The sequence below is a fragment of the Candidatus Andeanibacterium sp. genome (assembly GCF_057143545.1).
In genome coordinates, this window is the sequence record NZ_DBNHSF010000041.1 from 1 (window position 1) to 19,306 (window position 19,306).

13 protein-coding genes are annotated in these 19,306 nt (G+C 64.3%); 8 read left to right on the forward strand and 5 right to left on the reverse strand.

Going from position 1 to position 19,306, the window contains the following annotated elements; translation table 11 throughout:
• A partial coding sequence (manD, locus tag AC16XC_RS02495; RefSeq protein WP_484033056.1) for a D-mannonate dehydratase ManD occupies positions 1 to 1,160 on the forward strand: 1,160 nt, incomplete at its 5' end.
• 1 nt (position 1,161) lies between these two features.
• Positions 1,162 to 2,109: a sugar kinase gene (locus tag AC16XC_RS02500; protein WP_484033057.1), complete on the forward strand. Its 948-nt coding sequence runs from the start codon at positions 1,162 to 1,164 to the stop codon at positions 2,107 to 2,109.
• Positions 2,110 to 2,278: 169 nt separating this feature from the next.
• Here the strand turns inward: AC16XC_RS02500 and AC16XC_RS02505 are convergent, their stop codons facing one another.
• The 3 genes from AC16XC_RS02505 to AC16XC_RS02515 all read right to left on the reverse strand — a co-directional run bounded on the left by AC16XC_RS02505 (position 2,279) and on the right by AC16XC_RS02515 (position 8,765).
• A complete protein-coding gene (locus AC16XC_RS02505; protein WP_484033058.1) occupies positions 2,279 to 4,141 on the reverse strand; it encodes a M3 family oligoendopeptidase in 1,863 nt (620 codons plus the stop codon).
• A gap of 125 nt (positions 4,142 to 4,266) precedes the next feature.
• Positions 4,267 to 7,131, reverse strand: coding sequence for a TIM-barrel domain-containing protein (locus AC16XC_RS02510; protein WP_484033059.1), 2,865 nt, complete (start codon positions 7,129 to 7,131; stop codon positions 4,267 to 4,269).
• Entirely contained in the window at positions 7,128 to 8,765 is a 1,638-nt protein-coding gene (locus tag AC16XC_RS02515; protein ID WP_484033060.1) for a DUF5597 domain-containing protein, read from the reverse strand. The genes AC16XC_RS02510 and AC16XC_RS02515 overlap by 4 nt, the downstream gene beginning before the upstream one ends.
• 78 nt (positions 8,766 to 8,843) lie before the next feature.
• Between AC16XC_RS02515 and AC16XC_RS02520 the strand changes: the two genes are divergently transcribed.
• The 6 genes from AC16XC_RS02520 to AC16XC_RS02545 all read left to right on the forward strand — a co-directional run bounded on the left by AC16XC_RS02520 (position 8,844) and on the right by AC16XC_RS02545 (position 17,289).
• Positions 8,844 to 10,400 (forward strand): alpha-L-fucosidase, encoded by a 1,557-nt coding sequence (locus AC16XC_RS02520; protein WP_484033061.1) that lies wholly within the window; start codon positions 8,844 to 8,846, stop codon positions 10,398 to 10,400.
• A complete protein-coding gene (locus tag AC16XC_RS02525) occupies positions 10,397 to 12,346 on the forward strand; it encodes a cellulase family glycosylhydrolase (RefSeq protein ID WP_484033062.1) in 1,950 nt (649 codons plus the stop codon). The genes AC16XC_RS02520 and AC16XC_RS02525 overlap by 4 nt, the downstream gene beginning before the upstream one ends.
• 94 nt (positions 12,347 to 12,440) lie before the next feature.
• On the forward strand, positions 12,441 to 13,844 hold the full coding sequence (locus tag AC16XC_RS02530; RefSeq protein WP_484033063.1) for a sugar porter family MFS transporter: 1,404 nt from the start codon (positions 12,441 to 12,443) through the stop codon (positions 13,842 to 13,844).
• Positions 13,845 to 13,923: 79 nt separating this feature from the next.
• Entirely contained in the window at positions 13,924 to 15,447 is a 1,524-nt protein-coding gene (locus AC16XC_RS02535) for a tryptophan halogenase family protein (protein ID WP_484033064.1), read from the forward strand.
• The gene (locus tag AC16XC_RS02540) at positions 15,444 to 16,904 is read left to right on the forward strand and encodes a tryptophan 7-halogenase (RefSeq protein WP_484033065.1); all 1,461 of its coding nucleotides are present in this window, start codon (positions 15,444 to 15,446) and stop codon (positions 16,902 to 16,904) included. Before AC16XC_RS02535 ends, AC16XC_RS02540 begins: the two co-directional genes overlap by 4 nt.
• Positions 16,905 to 17,040: 136 nt before the next feature.
• The gene (locus AC16XC_RS02545) at positions 17,041 to 17,289 is read left to right on the forward strand and encodes a hypothetical protein (RefSeq protein ID WP_484033066.1); all 249 of its coding nucleotides are present in this window, start codon (positions 17,041 to 17,043) and stop codon (positions 17,287 to 17,289) included.
• A 521-nt stretch (positions 17,290 to 17,810) separates the two neighbouring features.
• Here AC16XC_RS02545 and AC16XC_RS02550 read toward each other — a convergent pair.
• On the reverse strand, positions 17,811 to 18,827 hold the full coding sequence (locus AC16XC_RS02550; protein WP_484033067.1) for a cupin-like domain-containing protein: 1,017 nt from the start codon (positions 18,825 to 18,827) through the stop codon (positions 17,811 to 17,813).
• On the reverse strand, positions 18,824 to 19,306 hold a 483-nt coding region (locus AC16XC_RS02555), incomplete at its 5' end, for a tryptophan 7-halogenase (protein ID WP_484033068.1). The genes AC16XC_RS02555 and AC16XC_RS02550, both read right to left, overlap by 4 nt.

Below are 19,306 nucleotides of genomic sequence, written 5' to 3' on the forward strand. Positions count from 1 at the left end.
TCGTCACGCTCAGGATCGAGACCGATCAGGGCGTGCACGGCGTAGGCGATGCCACGCTCAACGGGCGCGAGCTGGCGGTCGCTTCCTATCTCGCCGATCATGTGATTCCCTGCCTGATCGGCAAGGATCCGCAGCGGATCGAGGATATCTGGCAATATCTCTATCGCGGGGCCTATTGGCGGCGCGGGCCGGTGACGATGAGCGCGATTGCCGCGGTCGACACCGCGCTGTGGGACATCAAGGCGAAAATGGCGGGGATGCCGCTCTACCAGCTGCTCGGCGGCAAGAGCCGCGAGAAGGTGCTGGTCTATGGCCACGCCAATGGCGCGGACCTCGAAGCGACGGTCGATGCGGTCGGCCAGTATATCGAGCTGGGCTACAAGGCGATCCGCGCGCAATCGGGCATTCCCGGGATCGAGAAGGCCTATGGCGTGGGCCGCGGCACGCTGCATTACGAACCGGCCGATGCTGCGCTCCCGACCGAAACGGTGTGGGACACGCCCAAATATCTCACCTTCGCGCCCAAACTGTTCGAAAAGCTGCGCGAAACCTATGGCTACGAACACGAGCTGCTGCACGACGTCCATCACCGGTTGACCCCCAACGAGGCGGCGCAGCTGGGCAAGGCGCTCGAGCCCTATCGCCTGTTCTGGCTGGAGGACGCGACCCCGGCCGAGAACCAGGAAGGCTTCCGCCATATCCGCCGGCACACGACCACCCCGCTCGCGGTCGGCGAGGTGTTCAACACGATCTGGGACTGCAAGCAGCTGATCGAGGAACAGCTGATCGACTATATCCGCTGCACCGTGGTCCATGCCGGCGGGATCACGCATCTGCGGCGGATCGCCGATCTTGCCGCGCTTTACCAGGTCCGCACCGGCAGCCACGGAGCGACCGACCTGTCGCCGGTGTGCATGGGCGCTGCGCTCCATTTCGATAGCTGGGTGCCCAATTTCGGGATCCAGGAATATATGCGCCACACCGAAGAGACCGACGCGGTGTTCCCGCACGACTACCGCTTCGAGGACGGCTATTTGATCTGTGGGGAGACGCCGGGCCACGGGGTCGACATCGACGAGGACCTTGCCGCCAGATACCCCTATGACCCGGCCTATCTCCCGGTCGCCCGGCTCGAAGACGGGACCATGTGGAGCTGGTGAGTTGAGGCCGCCGCGCAAGAAGATTGTCTGCGCCGGTGAAGCGATGGTCGAACTGCGCCGTGAAGGCGCCGCCTGGCACGTCCATTACGGCGGGGATACGCTCAACGTGGCGTTGCACCTCGTCCGGCTCGGGCACAATGTCGCCTATCTCACTGCGCTCGGGCTCGATCCCTTCGCCAATGGCATGTCGGCCGCATGGTCGAAGGAAGGCCTCGACCTGAACCTCGTTCAGACCCATCCCACGCGCAGCACCGGGCTGTATGCGATCGAGACCGACGTCCGCGGCGAACGGCATTTTTCCTACTGGCGGTCCGACAGCGCCGCCCGGGCAATGTTCGAGTGCGACGGGATCGACGATGCCGAAGAGGATGCGCGCCAGGCCGACCTGCTGTTCTTCTCGCTGATTTCGCTGGCGATCCTGCCCGAGAGCGGGCGCGAGCGGATGCTCCGGCTGGCGGAACGGGTCCGCGCCAATGGCGGCCAGGTGGCGTTCGATTCCACTTACCGCCCGCGCCTGTGGGAAAGCCGGGAAGTCGCGCGGATATGGCATGACCGGGCGGTGGCGCAGGCCGATTTCGGATTCCCGACGCTCGACGACGAGCGCATGATCGGAGTGGACGACCGCCCGGACGAGGTTGCCCGATATTGGGAAGGACTGGGTTGCCGGGAGGTTGTCGTGAAGCTCGGCGCCGAAGGATGCCGCCTGCCGGACGGGCAGGTCGTGCTGCCGGCGGTCAATCTCGACCCGGTCGATACCAGCGGCGCCGGAGATGCATTCGATGCCGGATATCTCGGCACGAGGCTGCGGGGAGCCTCGATGGAGGATGCCGCCCATGCCGGCAACGGGCTGGCCGGCTGGACCCTGATGCATCCGGGCGCAATTCCGGCGCAGAGCGAATCCGCGCCCTACAAGGCGATTGCGAGCTTCGAGCCCGAATTGGGCGGTTAGGGCTTGTTTCATTCTGGTTGAATCTTATTGGCCCTTCCCCATTGGGGGAGTCGCAGACGGCGCGAAGCGCCTACGGTTGGGATGGGGGTTCCCACCTCTCAAGCGCGGAGCCCCCACCCCCAACCCCTCCCCGTCGGGGAGGGGCGATTCAGCTTCAACGGAACAGACTTCAGAGAAGGGCTTCGACCGCGTCGAGCGTCCGGCCGAAATCGGTGACGAAATCCGCGTATGGCTCGTGCCCGGTCATATCGAGCCCGGCCTTCTGCAGGATCGCCACCGGATAATCCGATCCGCCCGCGCGCAGGACATCGAGGAAGTTCTCGCGCTCGGCCACTCCGCCATCGAGGATCGAGTTGGCAAACCAGGTGCCGGCGGCGATCGAGGTCGCGTACTGGAACACGTAATAGAAATCCGAGCGGAAGAAATGGCTGATATAGGCCCATTCATGCGCGACATTGTCGGGCAGGATCATATCCGGCCCGTGATAGCGGCGCAGCAGGTCCATATAGATTTCGGCGAATTTGCTGCCGCTCATCCCCTCGCCGTTTTCGGCCAGCTCGTGCGCTTTCAGCTCGAACTCGGCGAACATGGTCTGGCGGAAGAAGGTGCCGCGTGCGTCCTCGAGCTGCTGGCCGAGATAGAACAGCTTTTCTTCCCTGGTCTGCGCCCGTTCGCCCATATACCGGCTGAGGAAGACCTGGTTAACGGTCGAGGCGATCTCGGCGATGAAGGTCGCATAACCATAGGTTTCGTAAGGGTTGTTCGCCTTGGCCAGCAGGGTGTGGATCGCATGCCCCCATTCATGGGCATAGGTCGATAGGCCATCGTAATTCTCGGACAGGTTGAGCAGCATGTAGGGATGCACGTCATAGACGCCGCCGCTCATATAGGCGCCCGAGGCCTTGCCCTGGCGCGGGAACGGATCCATCCATTTCCTGGCCGTGGCGTCGCTCAACAGGCGGATATATTCCGGTCCCAGCGGCGCAAGCGCCTCGATGGTAACAGCCCGCATCTGGTCGAGCGTAAACTTGCGGTCGAGCGTCGCGAGCGGGGGATAGATGTCGTAATAGCCGATATCCGGCAGGCCGAGGATCCGCCGCCGGACCTCGAAATAGCGGTGCAGCTGGGGCAGCCCCTTGTTGGTTTCGGCAACCAGGTTGCGATAGACGGACTCGGGGATGTTCGGTGAATCGAGCCGGTAGGCGAGCGTGTTGGGGTAGTTGCGCGACTTGCTGCGGAACACGTCGCCCTTGATCTTGGCCGCGAAGGCCGCGCCGAGCGAATTGCTGAACGCGCCATAGGAGTCCCAGAACTTTTCGAACACGAGCTTGCGGTCGTCGCGGTTCGGGGCATCGCGAACCAGCGTGTAGCCCTGGTCGTCGAGACGCATTTCGGTGCCGTCGGACAGGGTGACGGTCGGGCGCGGCATGTCCGATGCAGTGAGCTGGCCGCGTACGTCCTGCGGCCCGGCCAGCGGCGCGCTCGCCGAAGCGAGCAGGGCTTCACCTTGCGAATCGAGCGTATGCGCCGCGCCGCGCAATGTGTCGCGCAGGAAAAAGGCAAAACGCTGCCGGAGCGCGGGTTCCTGGGCAATATAGCTCTCGATCGTCTCGGCCCCGAGCGCCAGGACTTCGGGTGCGACCCAGGAGGTCGCTTCGCCATAGGCAGTGTACATGTCGCGCGAGAGACCTTCGCGCTCCTGGTTCGCCGCAATCCGGAGATCCTCGTCGGCATTGAGCGACGCATAGATGAAAACCCTGGCGGCGGTCTTCTCGACATCGGACATGTCGACCATCGCCCGGGCGAGGGCTGCTGCGCTTTCTCCGAGCTGGCCCTTATAGGCCGCAAGCCGCGGCAACGCGTCGAGTACGCCCTTGCGCGCGGCGTCCCACGCATCCCAGTCGGGATAGATTTCGCTCAAATCCCAGGCCGCGCCCGAAGCACTGGCGCCCTGGGCAAATGCGGGAAGCGCACCGGCAAAGGGTAACGCGGCGGAAAGGGCGAGTACGCCCCTGCGGTCGATTTCGAGCATGGTCAGTCCCCGTTTGGCCGCCGAGGCGGTGCCATGGCGCAAGTTACCGCTGCAACAATATCGTGCAAGCTGCGGCCGCGCCCTTCGACGAGGATCGAATGACGTTGGTCGATTGGCGTCGGGAGCTAGAGTGCAATCTCGATTGGCTGGCCGGAATAGGCGATCGTCATCCGGGGAAGCTGCTCAAGCATCGGACCCGAACCGTCGCCCATGTGCAGCACCAGCGCGATCGACCGTCCGCTAATCATCTCCGGATAGCTTCCCTCGCGCGCACCGATTGTGAGCGTCCGCGACGCGTCGTCCCAGGAGAACGGGATCCGCGAGTATTCGCCACGCTCATAGCCCAGGCTCTCGCCATCGTCCTCGTAGAGCGTGAAACGCCCGTCGGCCCCGGCGAAGACATGTAACGTCAACGCGCCGCTGTCGTCCTCGCCGACATATTGCTCGACCGGGCCGGTTGGGACGATCGAGCCCGCACGGACGAACAATGGCATGCGCTCGCGCGGGGCGGCGGTGGGGATGGTCCGGCCGCCCGCATGGACTTCGCCGGTCGCGGTGTCGAACCACTCGGCACCGGCAGGAAGGTAGACCTCGCGGTTGCGCACCTCGAATTCCGTCACTGGCGCGACCAGCAGCGCGTCGCCGAACATGTACTGGTCGTCGATCTCCCAGACTTTCCGGTCGCCCTCGAAATCCATCACCAAGGGGCGGATGATCGTGCCGTCCTCGTAATGGGTATCCGCCGCGACGGTGTAGATATAGGGCATCAGCTGGTAGCGCAGGCGGTGGTACCAGGTCAGGCTTTCCATCATCGCCGGATCGTCCTTCGCGATGATCGGGGTTTCGCGCTGCGGGTATTCGCCATGGCTGCGGAACAGCGGGGTGAAGGCGCCGAACTGGAACCAGCGTAGATAGAGCTCGCGCCATTCGGGGAGGTGCTCCGGAAGCTCGCGGCTGTAACGGTCTTCGAGCGCGAATCCGCCAATGTCATGCGTCCAATTGGGCACGCCCGCGATCGAGAGGTTGAGGCCGGCGCTGATCTGGTCGCGCAAATCGTCCCATCGCGCCGCGACATCGCCCGACCATAGCGCCGCCGACGCGCGCTGGATGCCGCCGAAGCCGCTGCGGGTGAGGATGAACGGGCGCTTGTCGGGCTGGGCCTCGCGCAGGCCTTGGGCCACGCCTTCGGCATGGACCAGCGGATAGGAATTGAAGATCGCCGCCCCGGGGGTGCCGGTCGTGGGCGAGGTCATCTGGTATTTGCGCTCCTCGATCGAGAGGTTCGAGTGCCAGTCGGGTTCGGTCGCATCCATCCACCAGGCGTCGAAGCCCTTGGTGAGCAGGTTCTCGCGCATCTGCCGCCAGTAGATGGCGCGCGCTTCCTCGTCATAGGGATCGTAGAAGGTGTTGGCATAGCCTTGCCCGACCCAGTCGCGCTGCCCTGCTTCGAGCGGGCGTTCGTAGAGAAAGCCCTTGTCGCGCAATTCCTTGCCGTTTTCGGTGTCGGGATAGAATTTCGGCCAGACGGAGATCATGATCCGCGCGTTCATCTCGTGGACTGCGTCGACCATCCCTTCGGGATCGGGGAAGCGCGCCGGATCGAAGCAATGGCAACCCCATTGGTCCTCGGGCCAGTAGAACCAGTCCTGCACGATATTGTCGATCGGGATCTCGGCCTCGCGATATTGCTTCAACACGTCGAGCAACTGCTCCTGCGCTTCGTAGCGCTGGCGCGATTGCCAGAAGCCATAGGCCCATTTGGGCATCATCGGCGCCTTGCCGGTCAGGCGGCGATAGCCCGCGACCAGCTCGTCCATCGTCGCGCCGGGGACGACGTAATAGTCGATACTCTTGCCCGCCTCGCTCGCGAAACTCACCGAATGGCGGTCGAGCTCGGGCAGCGGATCGGCATGTTCGAGCGCGATATAGCCGTTATTCGGTTCCCACTCGATCCGCAGCTCGACCGGTTTTCCGGCTTCGAGCTTGAGCTCGAAATGGTGGTACCAGGGGTTCCAGTTCTGCCGCCAGCGCTCGAGCACCAGCTCGTCATCGGCGAACACCTTTACATAGGACGAGGAATAGAGCCGGAATTTGTGGGTGCCTCCCGTTTCCGGACGGTAGGTCCCGCGCCACACCACGCGTTGGGCCTGCGCCGCGTTCCCGGCGGTGTTCTGCCCGGTGGTCGCCGCAACGCTCGCCGCAGTTGCCTCTTCGGGCCAGCGGCCTTGGTCGCGGATATACTGGTAGTCGATCGACTCCTCATATTGCGTGAAGACCAGCTCATCGCCGAGATAGTAGTCGGCCTTCCAGCCGGGCATCACGACCTCGTCGTCGGGCGCGTTCTTCAGTGAGAAGGCAATCGGCCTGGCCGACAGCTTTTCGTATGGCTCAGGATCGCCCACCCGGGTGATCGAATTGTTGTCCCACAGGATGCCATAGCCCTTGGTCGAGACGAGATAGGGCACCGCGATCGCCATATTGTGCTGGGCGAGTTCGACGTCCTCGCCACTGTAATTCATCTGCCGGTTCTGGTGCTGGCCGAGGCCGTAGAGCCCTTCATCGGTCCCGCGGTTGAACTGGACGCGGGTGGCAAGCCATTGTTGCCCTTCGATCTCCACCGGGTCCAGCCGCCGCGCCGGGGCATATTCGTCGAGCAGCACCTGGTTGTCGCCATCGAGCACCATGAGCTTGCCGTCCGCATAGCGCACCACCGCTCGCGAATTGGGCATCTGCAGCGCCGCATAATCGGCCGTCTGGCCGAAAGCCGGATCGCCGTCGGGCTCGGCAATCACCATCAGGCTGGCCTGCACTTCGGCCAAGTCCTCGGCCACGGTCACACGATAGGTCCCGTCGGCATAGGCGAGCACGCGGACCTTCTCGCCGGCATCGGTGGTCACCACCATCCCGTGATCGATCCGTTCGACACTGCCGGCCAGCGCCGGAACCGCCATCACCAGCGCCGCCATCACAGCCAAGATTCGAGCGATCATTTATAAGTCCCCATTGTCACTTTCAGCCACACGGGCTCAGCCCCGAAATTGAACCCGTAATCGACCTGGTCGCCGTTCCACCGGCGTTTCATCACCCATTCGCCGTCGACGAACGAGCCTTCCTGCGCCTCGATGATTTGTGTGCTTTCGCCTTGTGCCGGATCGGCAAGGGCGAAGCGCAGTTTCACATGGCTCCCGCTGATCAGGAAGCTGTCGTCATCGAGCCGGGCGACCAGCGCCCCGCCGAGCGGCTCGTCTTTCAACGGGTGTTCGTCGCGCGCGATCCAGGTCCAGTCGTCCTCGCCGAAATTCCAGCGGCCATATTGCGCGGTGATCGTCCACCGGCCCATGACCTGCGTCTGGTCGGCCCCGTCAGCGCCGCGCGCGGTGCCCCACAGTTCGTGATCGGCTGCCAGTGCGGCCCATTCCGAACCGACCGGGGCCAGCAGGCGGTAAGGCATGGCAAAGGCCTCGATCACCGCGTCGTCGACCTCTTTCGCGCCGAGCGGGTAGTTCGAATAGCCCGTGCCGTCGATCCCGAACGGCGCGAACAATACTGCCCCGCGTCCGATCGCCGACCACGCAAAGCGCGCATATTCCTTGGCATTGCCGATTTCGGGCACCACCAGCGGCCAGCCGCCGGCGGCATAATGGTCGAGAAAGGCATCGACCGCCGCCGGATCGCGATTGTAGATGTCGGGCCCGTAGGCGTCGATGCTTGGCGCGGCGGCACGCCAGATCGGCAAGGCATTCCAGTTGGGGCCACCCGATGGACCGACATCGCCCTCCGCGTCGGTGAAGGCGTTGCCGAGCGCGGCGTTGGCCAGCATCGGCAGCGCCTTTTCGGCTTTCCCGGCGGCGGCGACCTGTTCGACATAGCGCGCCATGTGCCAGCTCATGAAGAACTGCTCGGCGCGCGGGCCGAAGGCTTCGCTCCAGCTGGCGACGGGGATCGAAAGCGCTTCGGCCAGTTCGGCCGGGATTGCTCCCTCGAACAGCGCGGCGGATCCCGGCGCATGGTCGCGGGCGAGGCCGTAGGAGCCGGTCTCGTTCTCGACCTGGACCATGATCACCGTGTTCTGCCCGTCGTGCTCGGCGAGGTGGCGCATGAAGGCGGAAAAGGCCCTGGCGTCGGCCGCCAGCGTCTCCATGCCATGCGGGCTGAGCGCATAATGTGCGCTCCCATCCGCAAAGCGCATGCGCGGGAAACGTGCGCCGTCCTGCTTGACCCAGGCCGGGGCATAAGAGGGCGCGGTGTTCTTGTAGGCGCCATACCACAGTGGGACGAGCCGCTTGCCGTGCTCGCGCGCGCCGGCCAGCAGCGCGTCGACCCAGCTGAAATCGAACTGTCCTTCGACCGGCTCGACCTGCTCCCACGCCACCGGGATCAGCAGCGTGTTGGCATGGAGCCTGTCCATCGCCGGCCAGATCGTCTCCAGCAGGGCGGGATAGTTCGAACTGTTGTTAGCCTGCACCCCGAGCGCGAGGAACGGTTCGCCATCGACGATCAGGACGGGGCGCTCGCGGCCTTGCTCGAAATGCGGCAATTCCGCGCGCAGCGGCGCGTGAGCGAGCGCTACCAGCGCGACGGCGAACGTCAGCAGGAATCGATAAAACCGCAGAATCCTCTCCATGGTTGCGCTAACATGGCATAGCTGCGAAGCTTTGCACAGCCGGTCCGGAAGAGATTCGGCAGGGAAAGTCGGAGAGCGATGCAGAGACGGGATGTCCTGGCGGGGGCGAGTGCGCTGGCGATGCCGGCCGTGCTGCGCGCACAGGGCCAGCGACTGCATGCACCAAGCACCGAAGAGCTGGTTTCCCAATATCTGGTTCCCGGCTGGTACCGCGACGCCAAGCTCGGCCTGTGGGCGCATTGGGGGCCGCAATGCGCGCCCGAGGCGGGCGATTGGTACGGGCGGCACCTCTATTTGCAGGACCACCCGCAAGCCGAAATCCATCGCCGGTTGTATGGGCATCCCGCCGATCACGGCTTTATTGACGTCATCACCGGGTGGAAGGCCGAAAACTGGGATCCGGATGCGATCGTTGCGGCCTTTAAGGCGGCGGGCGCGCGGTTCGTCGTCGCGATGGCCTGCCACCATGACAATTTCGATCTCTTCCCCAATGAACACCATCCCTGGAACTCGGCCCGACTTGGCCCACGGCGCGATATTGTCGGCGAGTGGGAACGCGCGGTGCGGGCTGAAGACTTGCCGTTCGGGGTTTCCAACCATGCCAGCCATGCCTGGCACTGGTGGCAGACCGCCTATGGCTATGACACGATCGGCCCACGCAAGGGCGAGCGCTACGATGCCTGGCGCCTCACCACGGCCGATGGGCGCGGCACTGCGTGGGAAGGCCTCGACCCGCAGCAGCTCTATAGCGGGCGCTGGCTGGTCCCGCCGGATGGCCTCGAAAGCCCCGCGGCGATGCGCCAATGGCATGACGAGATTTCGGGCCAGTGGGTCGAGACCGGGCCGCCGGGTAACGGCCATTACGAGTTGCATTGGCTGCTGCGGCATTTCGAACTGGTCAATCGCTACAATCCGGATTTCTATTACCAGGACGGCTACAGCCTGCCGTTCGGCGAAACCGGGCGCATCGCCGCGATGCACTTTTACGCCAAGGCCGTCGCGCGCACTGGCGAGTTTTCGGGCGTAATGAGCGCGGGGTTCACCGAAGGGCAGGGGACGATTCCCAACCTAGAGCGCAAGAGTGCCGATGCGATCCGTCCCGAGTCCTGGCAATCGGCCAGCTGCATCGGCGACTGGCACTACAATCGGGCGCGCTTCACCGACAAATCCTATGTCCCTGCCGCAGGGGTGATCCGGCAACTGGCCGATGTCGTCTCCAAGAACGGCACGCTGCTGCTGTCGATCCCGGTTCGCGGCGATGGCACGCTCGACGCGGAGGAACTCAGGATCCTCGACGATCTCGGCCGCTGGATGGCGCGGGAAGGCGAGGCCGCGATCTACGGTTCGCGGGTCTGGCGCAGCTTCGGCGACGATGCGGCGGGAGGGGTGCGCTACACGGTCAACCGGGGCGCGCTCCATGCGCTGCTGCTCGAACCGCAGGCCGGGACGATGCGGCTCAAGGCATTGGGGCGCGAGAGTTCGGGCGGCGCATCGATCGAAAAAGTCGAACTGGCGGGAGGCGGCGAACTGCCGTTCCGGCAGCGCGGCGATGCGCTCGAAATCGACATCGCACGGGAGCAGGCGGGCGCGACCGTGCCGGTGCTGAAAATCTACGGAGGGGGACTGATTGGATGAGACGACAGTGGTTTAGCAAGCTTGTCGCGCTGTTGGTGTTCGCGATCCTGGCCGCGCCCGGCCAGGCGCAATTGCAGGATCATTTCTCGCCCGCGCCTCGTGCCGTCCCGACGGTCGGCGGTAGTCTCCAGCTCGGCAAATGCGTCAACCTGTCGAACATGTTCGACGCGCCGACCGAAGCGCAATGGGGCCGCTGGCCGGTCGAAGCGGATATCGAGCGGATCGCCGACAAGGGCTTCACCGCGATCCGCCTGCCGGTGCGCTTTTCGGCCCATGCGATGGAGCGCGCGCCCTATGCGGTCGATCCGGCCTTCATGGAACGGGTGGCAAGCGTGGTCGACCTTGCAACCCGCAAGGGCCTCGCGGTGATCGTGGATTTCCACCATTACAACGAGCTGTTCGAGGATCCCGAAGATCATGCCGAGCGCTTTGCGGTGATCTGGCTGCAGATAGCGGAGCGCTTCAAGAATGCACCGCCCAATGTCAGCTTCGAGCTGATCAACGAGCCGCACAAGAATCTTGACGCTTCCAACCTGGTCGAAGTGGTCTCGCCGGCGCTGGCAGCGATCCGGCACTCGAATCCCACCAGGTCAGTGATCTGGAACGGCGTGGAATGGGCCGGGCTCGACGAGCTGGCCGAAAGCCCGATGCCGCAGGACGATCCCCATCTCGTCCCGACTTTCCACTATTATTCGCCGGTCAATTTCGGCTTCGACGAGGCCGATTGGCTTGATCCGCCGAGCAAGTACGAGTTCGGCAGCGCCGAGGATCTTGCCGAGATCGAAGCGGACCTGGCGACCGCGCGCGCCTATATCGAGGCGACCGGGCGGGTTCCGTTCGTCGGCGAGTTCGGCGCGCATGTCGTGCGCCCGCAAGGCGAGCGCGACGAATATTACGAGACCCTCTCAGAAGCCTTCGCCTCGATCGGGATCGATTCCTGCGCCTGGGGCTACGCCAACACCTTCGAGCTCTACGACGACGAGCAGGGCTGGCTGGGCGAAGCCGCCGCAAAGATCGCCGCCCCGCTTGCGCCCGAGCCGCCCGAAGGCAGCCCGGTGGCGAAGCACGGCAAGCTTTCGATCCTGGGCAATCGCATTGTCGGCGAACACGGCGAGCCGGTTACCCTGCGCGGGATGAGCCTGTTCTGGTCGCAATGGGCGCCGCAATATTACACCGGCGAAACGATCGACTGGCTGGTCAAGGACTGGAAGATCACCGCTGTGCGCGCGGCCATCGCGGCCGAGGGGAACGACAGCGCCCGCCAGCATTTCGAGCGCGAATTCGCCAAGGCCAGCCGCGTGATCGATGCCGCCGTGCGCAACGGCATTTACGTGATCGTCGATTGGCACGCCCACCGCTCCTATCCCGACCAGGCGGAGGAGTTCCTCACCGCCATCGCCCGGCGTTACGGCCATCTGCCGAACCTGATCTACGAGCCGTTCAACGAGCCGCTGCGCGACGATGTCGACTGGACGCGCGACGTGAAGCCCTATCACGAGCGGGTGGTCGGCGCGATCCGGGCAATCGATCCCGACAACCTCGTGATCGTCGGCAGCCCGAGCTGGAGCCAGGACGTCGACATCGCGGCGCAGGACCCGCTCGCCTTCGCCAATATCGGCTACACGCTGCATTATTATGCCGCGACCCATAAGCAGGACCTGCGCGACAAGGGCCAGGCTGCACTCGACGCAGGTCTTGCGCTGCTGATCACCGAATTCGGGGTGGTCGAGGCGACCGGCAACGGACCGATCGACCATGAATCGAGCCAAGCCTGGTGGGACTGGGCCGAAGCCAACAATATCGGCTGGCTCGCCTGGTCGACCGGCGATCGCGACGAGACCAGCGCCACGCTCAAACCCGGCACTCCGCCTGCGGGTTGGAGCGAGGACGACCTCACCGAATCCGGAAAACTGTTGAGGGAAAGGTTGCGGGCCGCTGCAGAGTGACGCATCGCGCTTGCCAAGCCGCATGGATCGTGGATAGTTAGCGCTAACAATTTTCGCGAGTCCCCAAGGGTCGCGACAGAGGGAGAGGGGAATAATGAACGCACCTGTGCGCACCACCGTCAATGGCGGGCTGATCGCCATGATCGTCGCGGTGGCGACGATTGGCGGCCTGCTGTTCGGCTATGACAGCGGGGCCGTGAACGGCACGCAGAGCGGGCTGACCACGGCATTCGAACTGAGCGACTGGTCGCTCGCTTGGACAGTCGGCTCGCTGCTGCTCGGCTGCGCTGCAGGTGCGTTCTTCGCCGGGCGGCTGGCCGACGCGATCGGGCGGCGTACGGTAATGATCCTTGCGGCCGTGCTGTTCGTGGTCGGCGCGCTGATCCAGGGCTGGACCGACGTCCACGCGATTTTCGTCATTGCCCGCTTCAGCGGAGGCATGGCGGTTGGCGCCGCGAGCGTGCTTTCGCCGCTCTACATTTCTGAGGTGGCTCCGGCGAATATTCGCGGGCGGCTGACCACCGTCCAGCAGGTGATGATCATCACCGGTCTCACCGCGGCCTTCGTGGTCAATTATCTCCTCGCCCAAAGTGCGGGAAGTTCGCTCGGCGATGTCGCCGGGATACCTGCCTGGCGCTGGATGTACCTCGCCCAGGCGGTGCCCGCAGTGGTGTTCCTGGTCGCATTGTTCTTTATTCCTGAAAGTCCGCGCTACCTCGTCAGTCGCGGTCGCGAGGCCGAGGCGAGCAAGGTGCTCACCAGCCTCTTCGGCCCCGCCGAGGCCGAGCGCAAGATCGGAGAGATTCAGGCGAGCTTCTCGAAGGATCACCGCCCAAGCTTCCGCGACGTGGTCGCGCCGGGCACCGTGTTTCGCCCGATCGTCTGGGCCGGGATCATGCTGGCGACCTTCCAGCAATTCGTCGGTATCAATATCATCTTCTATTACGGCGAGACGCTGTGGAAGCTGGCCGGCATTTCCGAGGAAGTCGCGCTCGAGCGCAACATCATCTCGGGCGTGGTGTCGATCGCGGCGGTGCTCGCGGCGCTCGCTGTGATCGACAAGATCGGCCGCAAGCCGCTGCTGCTGATCGGCTCGACCGGCATGGCTGTGACGCTCGGGGCGATGGCCTGGGCCTTCAGCGGCGCGGAATCGGATGTAGCGGGCAATTTGATGCTGGCCGAGACGCAGGGCTACGTCGCGCTGGTCGCCGCCAACCTTTACGTGATCTTCTTCAACTTCAGCTGGGGCCCGGTGATGTGGGTCATGCTGGGCGAGATGTTTCCCAACCAGATGCGCGGATCGGCGCTGGCGGTGGCGGGGCTTGCGCAGTGGGGCGCGAACTTCCTCGTCGTCCAGACCTTTCCGCCGATGGCCAGCGGGATCGGCCTTGCCGGAACCTACATGTTCTACACGGTCAGCGCGGTCATCAGTATCGTCCTGGTCCATAAGTTTATCCAGGAAACCAAGGGCAAGGAGCTGGAAGAGATGGAGGGCTGATCTGTCCTTGAGGGGGGACGGATCGCTATCCGGCCGGGATGCTCTTGGCGCATCCCGGCCATTTCTTTAACTGGGCAACATGACTTCGGATAATCCGCGAAAACTGCGTGTGGTCGTGCTCGGCGGGGGCACCGCCGGGTGGATGAGCGCGGCCGGGATCGCCCGGCTGTTGCCGGGCCTCGCCGAGGTCGAACTGGTCGAAAGCGAGGATGTCGGGATCGTCGGGGTCGGCGAGGCGACCCTGCCGCATATCCGCGGCTATGTCGAAAATCTCGGGATCGACGAAGCGAGCTTCATGAAGGCGACCCACGCGACCTTCAAGCTCGGGATCGATTTCCAGGATTTCGGGCGGATCGGCGAAAGCTATGTCCACCCTTTCGGCAGTTTCGGCGAGGAAGTCGCCGGGGTGGCCTTCCACCATTACTGGCTCGAATTGCAGCGCCGGGGAATGGTCGAGAGCTTCGGCAATTACTCGCTCGGCGTGGCGGCCGCGCTGGGCCGCAAGTTCCGCCCGCCGACCGAGGATGCCGGCCTCGCTTCGACCTATGGCTATGCCTACCAGTTCGATGCGACGCTGTTCGGCCCGTTCATGCGCGAATTCGCCAAGGGCATCGGGGTCACCCGCACCGAGGGTCTGGTGACCGAGGTCCAGCGCGATCCGGAGAGCGGCGATGTCACCACGCTGGTGCTCAGGGACGGGCGCGAGGTTGCCGGCGATCTCTTTATCGACTGTTCCGGGTTCCGCGCGCTGCTGATCGGCGATGCCTTGGACGAACCGTGGGAAGACTGGTCGCATTGGCTGCCGGTCGATCGCGCTGCCGCCATGCCCTGCGCCCATGTCGAACAGGAGATCGAGCCCTATACCCGCGCCATCGCGATGCCGGCCGGATGGCGCTGGCGGATCCCGCTCCAGCACCGCATCGGCAACGGCTATGTCTTTTCGAGCCAGTTCGTCTCGGAAGACGAAGCCTGCGCGGCGATCAAGGGGGCGGTCGAGGGCGAGGCCCTGGCCGATCCGCGGGTGTTGCGCTTCCGCTCGGGCCGGAGGCGGAATTCGTGGAACAGGAACGTTATCGCCGTCGGGCTCGCCTCGGGCTTCCTCGAACCGCTCGAATCCACCTCGATCTATCTTGCCCAGATGGCGGTCACCTACTTGATCGAACTGTTCCCGCTGGATGGCCGGATCGACCCGCGCGACCGCGACGAATTCAACCGGCTGGTCGACATGGAATATGACCGGATCCGGGATTTCCTGATCCTCCATTACCACGCCACCGAGCGCGACGATTCCGAATTCTGGAATCATGTGCGGACGATGGACGTGCCCGATACGCTCAAGGGCAAGATGGAACTGTGGCGCGATGCCGGGCGGATCGAAAAATATTCCGACGGGCTGTTCTACGATGCCAGCTGGCTGGCGGTCTATATCGGGCAGGGGCTGCTGCCCGAAAGGCACGATGCCCGGGCCGGGCTGCCCGATCCGGGGCAGGTCTCGCGGGCGATGGAGGCGCTGCGCGGGGCCGTCGCGGATGAAGTCGCCGCCATGCCCGGCCATCGCGAATTCCTCGAGCGCGAAGCCGCCCGGCTGGCGGACGCACCATGAGCGCACCCCGCGAAATCCCCCGGCGGATCGTCGTCGCCGGGGCCGGCCAGCTGGGAATGCTGGCGGCGCTGGCATTGAAGCAGGCGCTTCCTGCGAGCGAAGTTCTGGTAGTGGCGACCCCGCCCGATCCGCTGGCGCTGTGCGACCGGATCGGCACGGCCTTGCCCTATACCAATCGCCTGCACGACCGGTTGGGCGTGAGCGAGGAGGTTCTCGTCACTCGCTGCGGCGGGAGCCATCGGCTCGTCATGCGCTATGTCGATTGGGGCGGGAAAGGAACTCAGGGGCTCGCCGCCTATGGCGCGGTCATCGACCCCAAGCTCAAGACCGCCTTTGCCAAGGAATGGGGCGGGGGTCCGCGCAACGCCCGCACCGGCAAGCCGGCCGCTTCGGTCGGCGAAGCCCTGGCCAGGGCCGGCAGGTTCGCCCCGCCGCCGCCGGGCAGGGACCATCCGCTGTCCGAGGTCGACTATGCTTTGCGCTGGAATGTCCCGGCCTATCGCGACCTGCTGATCGATATGGCGGACAAGGCAGGGGTGACACATGTCGCGGGTCGGATCTCGGCGATCCAGCTGGGCGAGGATGGGCTGGTTGCCGCGATTGACGTCGAAGGCACGGGTGCGATCCAGGCCGATCTCTTCATCGATTGCACGGGGCCGCGCGGCCTGCTCCTGTCGGGCATGCCCGGCGCCGAGCGGGTCGACTGGTCGGCCAATCTGCCGATCCGCGCGCTGATATTTGCCAAGCGAGGCGAAGCGATGCTCGCACTCGAGGATCGTTGCACGATATCGGAGGTCGGCTGGCTCGCCGAATATGCCGGGCGCGATGGCAAGCAGGATATCCTCGCCCTACGCACGGGGGTGAGCGAAGCAGACGCGCTCAGGGCCCTCGCGGCCGAGCCTGCGGGCATGGTGCCTCTTTCTCCCGGACGGGCAGGGCAGTGCTGGATCGGCAATGTGATCGCGCTCGGCGATGCGGCGGCCCATTTCGAGCCGCTGGGTTGGCTCAATCTCGACCTTGCCCATCGCCAGCTCGGGCTGTTGCTCGAACTGTTGCCCGGAATGACGCCGGACCCGCGCGAGCGTGGCGAGTTCAACCGTCGCGCGGCGCTGATGGCCGATCGGGTGCGCGATGTTGTCGCGCTCCATTATCGGGCTCCGGTGGCGAAGCAGGTGATCGGTGAAGTCGTGCTTTCGCCTGAAATGGCGATCGCGCTTGACCAGTTCACCCGGCGCGGGCGGCTGCCGTTCTTCGAGGAGTTGCCGTTCCTGGTCCAGGAATGGGGCCATGTGCTCGATGCGCTGGGCATCGCGGCGGGCGAAGGAGCGATGCAACTGGGTGGCGATGCGGGTTCGACCGGAACGGCACGGGTTGCGCTCGAACGGCAGATCGAGGCCGCCTTGCTGGCCGCGCCGCCCTATGGTGCCTGGATGAGCAGGGTGTTGCGTGGCCCATGAGCCTGGAGCCAGCCGTAAGCCTCTGAGAATACGGATCATTCATGGTCCCGAAAATCCCGATAGACAAACTATTCGCGCAGGCGTAATGGCGCCGCGCTCTGCCAATCATGGTCATGAGCATTTGATGGAAACGCACATGAAAAAGACTGCAACTTTCCTGTTTGTTGCTTCTGCCGCGATGGCAGTCTCCGCCTGCCAGCAGCCTGCCGAGGAAGCGGCCCCCGAAGCCGTTGAAACCGAAGCTGTTGTCTCGGAAGTCCCGGTTGAGGCCGAGACGGTTGCTCCGGCCGAAGACGCCGCTGCCACCGACGCTGCTGCTACCGACGCTGCCGCGACCGACGCTGCCGCGACCGACGAAGCCGCCGGCGACGCGGAAGCGATGTAATCGGGCAGATTGCCTGAAAGGGACGCGCAGGCTACGCGCCTGCGCGTCCTCTCAATAGTTGCGGATCGCCTGGCGCTTCCCGCCTAATCCTCTTCACGAAACCGCTTCCACAACAGGCCCGGCTCGTTCTCCGGGTCCCGCTTCGGCGGCGATTTGCGTTTCCTGCGTTCCGATCTTTTCTTCACTTCGGGCTCCTCCTCGAAGGAGAATTCGAAGTGTAAATGTGGGTCGCGTGACATGGGGGTCTGCCTTCCAGCGTCTGGTAGTTCTACGGCGCCCGTCATTCATTTAATCTTGAGGCAACCGGGCCCGCGCTTGTCTTCGCATCCCCCCTTGGATCAAAAGCGAATCGCGTGGTTCTGGTAACCGCAGGCCTTCTTGCGTGCGAACCCTGACTAGCCCATGCTGGGTTAGCCGTTAGCCAAGGATCATCATCCATTTCAGGTTAATTTCGCGTCCTGCCCAACAGAGTTAAGTGGGAAAGCACGATCGGCAGGGTTTCGCCGCGCTCGCTTGGCAGATCAACGATAGATCTGAGCCAGCATGTGCCGCATGCGGGCGAACAGTTTCGGATCGGCCGGCCCCATGATGCCCTTGGCGTGATCGGGCAGGTGCCCGGCCGGATCGCCGTTCATGTCGAACACGTAGTGATCGAGGATCGTCCGCCAGACCTTGCGCTCGCGCTCGGGCAGGTGGCGAAAGGCAAAGATGGCATGGAGCAGGGCATCATATTGCCCGGCAATATCCGGCGGAGCCTCGTTCCACCAATAGTTGACGAGGATCGAGACCGGTTCGAGCGCTTCGACCCCGTGCCACCAGGCATAGGGGATATAGAGTGCGTCGCCCGGCGCGAGCGTCACCTGCTGCGCAGCCGACCAGGCTTCGGCAAACCGCGGATAGCGCTCCAGATCCGGCTCCAGCGGATCGACCATGCTGACGGGAGTGCCCGCCGGTGTGAGCTCGAACGGGCCGGCATAGAGATTGGCGAGCTGCTCGGGCGGGAACAGGGTGAAGCGCCGCCTGCCCGCGAGGCAGACCGCTATATTCTCCATCAAATCGTAATGCGGCGCGACGCGGATGCGGTTGCCGAGCCAGATCCTCGGCTCGATGTAGTCGGGCACCAGCGGCATCGGGTTCGCCTCGACGAAGCCGGGAAGCAGTTCCGGGATAATCTCGGATTGCACCGCCATGCCCGGGGGTCCTTCGGCTCCGGAGATACGCAACAACTCGCCCAGGAACGCTTCGAGCCGACCCTTGTGCTTGGTGAAATTGAACCCGGTCAGCTGGTCGTTGTAGAAGAATCGCCCTTCGACTTCGGGCGGCGACATGAGCCCGGTGACGGGCCGCGTCGGGTGAAAGGAAACAAGATAGTCGCAGATCTCCCCGTCGCCCTTGAGCGCCGCCTGCACTCCCGGCCAGTCGCGGGCCAGCCCGCGAAACACGACCGGCTTTTCAGCCGGCCGTACCTCGTTTTCGAACCGCTCGCGAGTTATCCCGGCGATTTCCGGGATCGGACAGGCCGGAGGCAGGTCGCTCATGCCATTATGCGTTCTTCGGGACTGATCGCACTGCCCATCTTTTCAAGGAATTCCTGCTGGGTCGGCATTTGCTTCGCGGTATTCAGCACCACTTCCCTCACATGTTCGAGGCGGCGCAGGGTCTCCTGATCTTCCAGCATGTCGGCGACCGGATGATAGCCACCAGCCTTGATTCCCTGGCCGGCCATGACCGCGAGCCAGCTGGTTTCGGTGAACAATTCCTCATGCTCGCGGAACACCCGGCCCGACGACCGGAACACGGCGAGCTTTTCCTTGAGTCCTTCGGGAGGCTCGAGCGTGCGGCAATAGTTCCAGAACTCGGAATCGTCGCGCTCGGTCGCCTTGTAATGCAGCACCAGGAAATCGCGAATATCGACATATTCCCTCCGCGTAAGCTTGTTGTAGCGCGCGATCTCGGCCTCGCCGAAGCCCTTGTCCGGGAACAGGGTGAGCAACCGGGCAATGCCGGTCTGGATCAA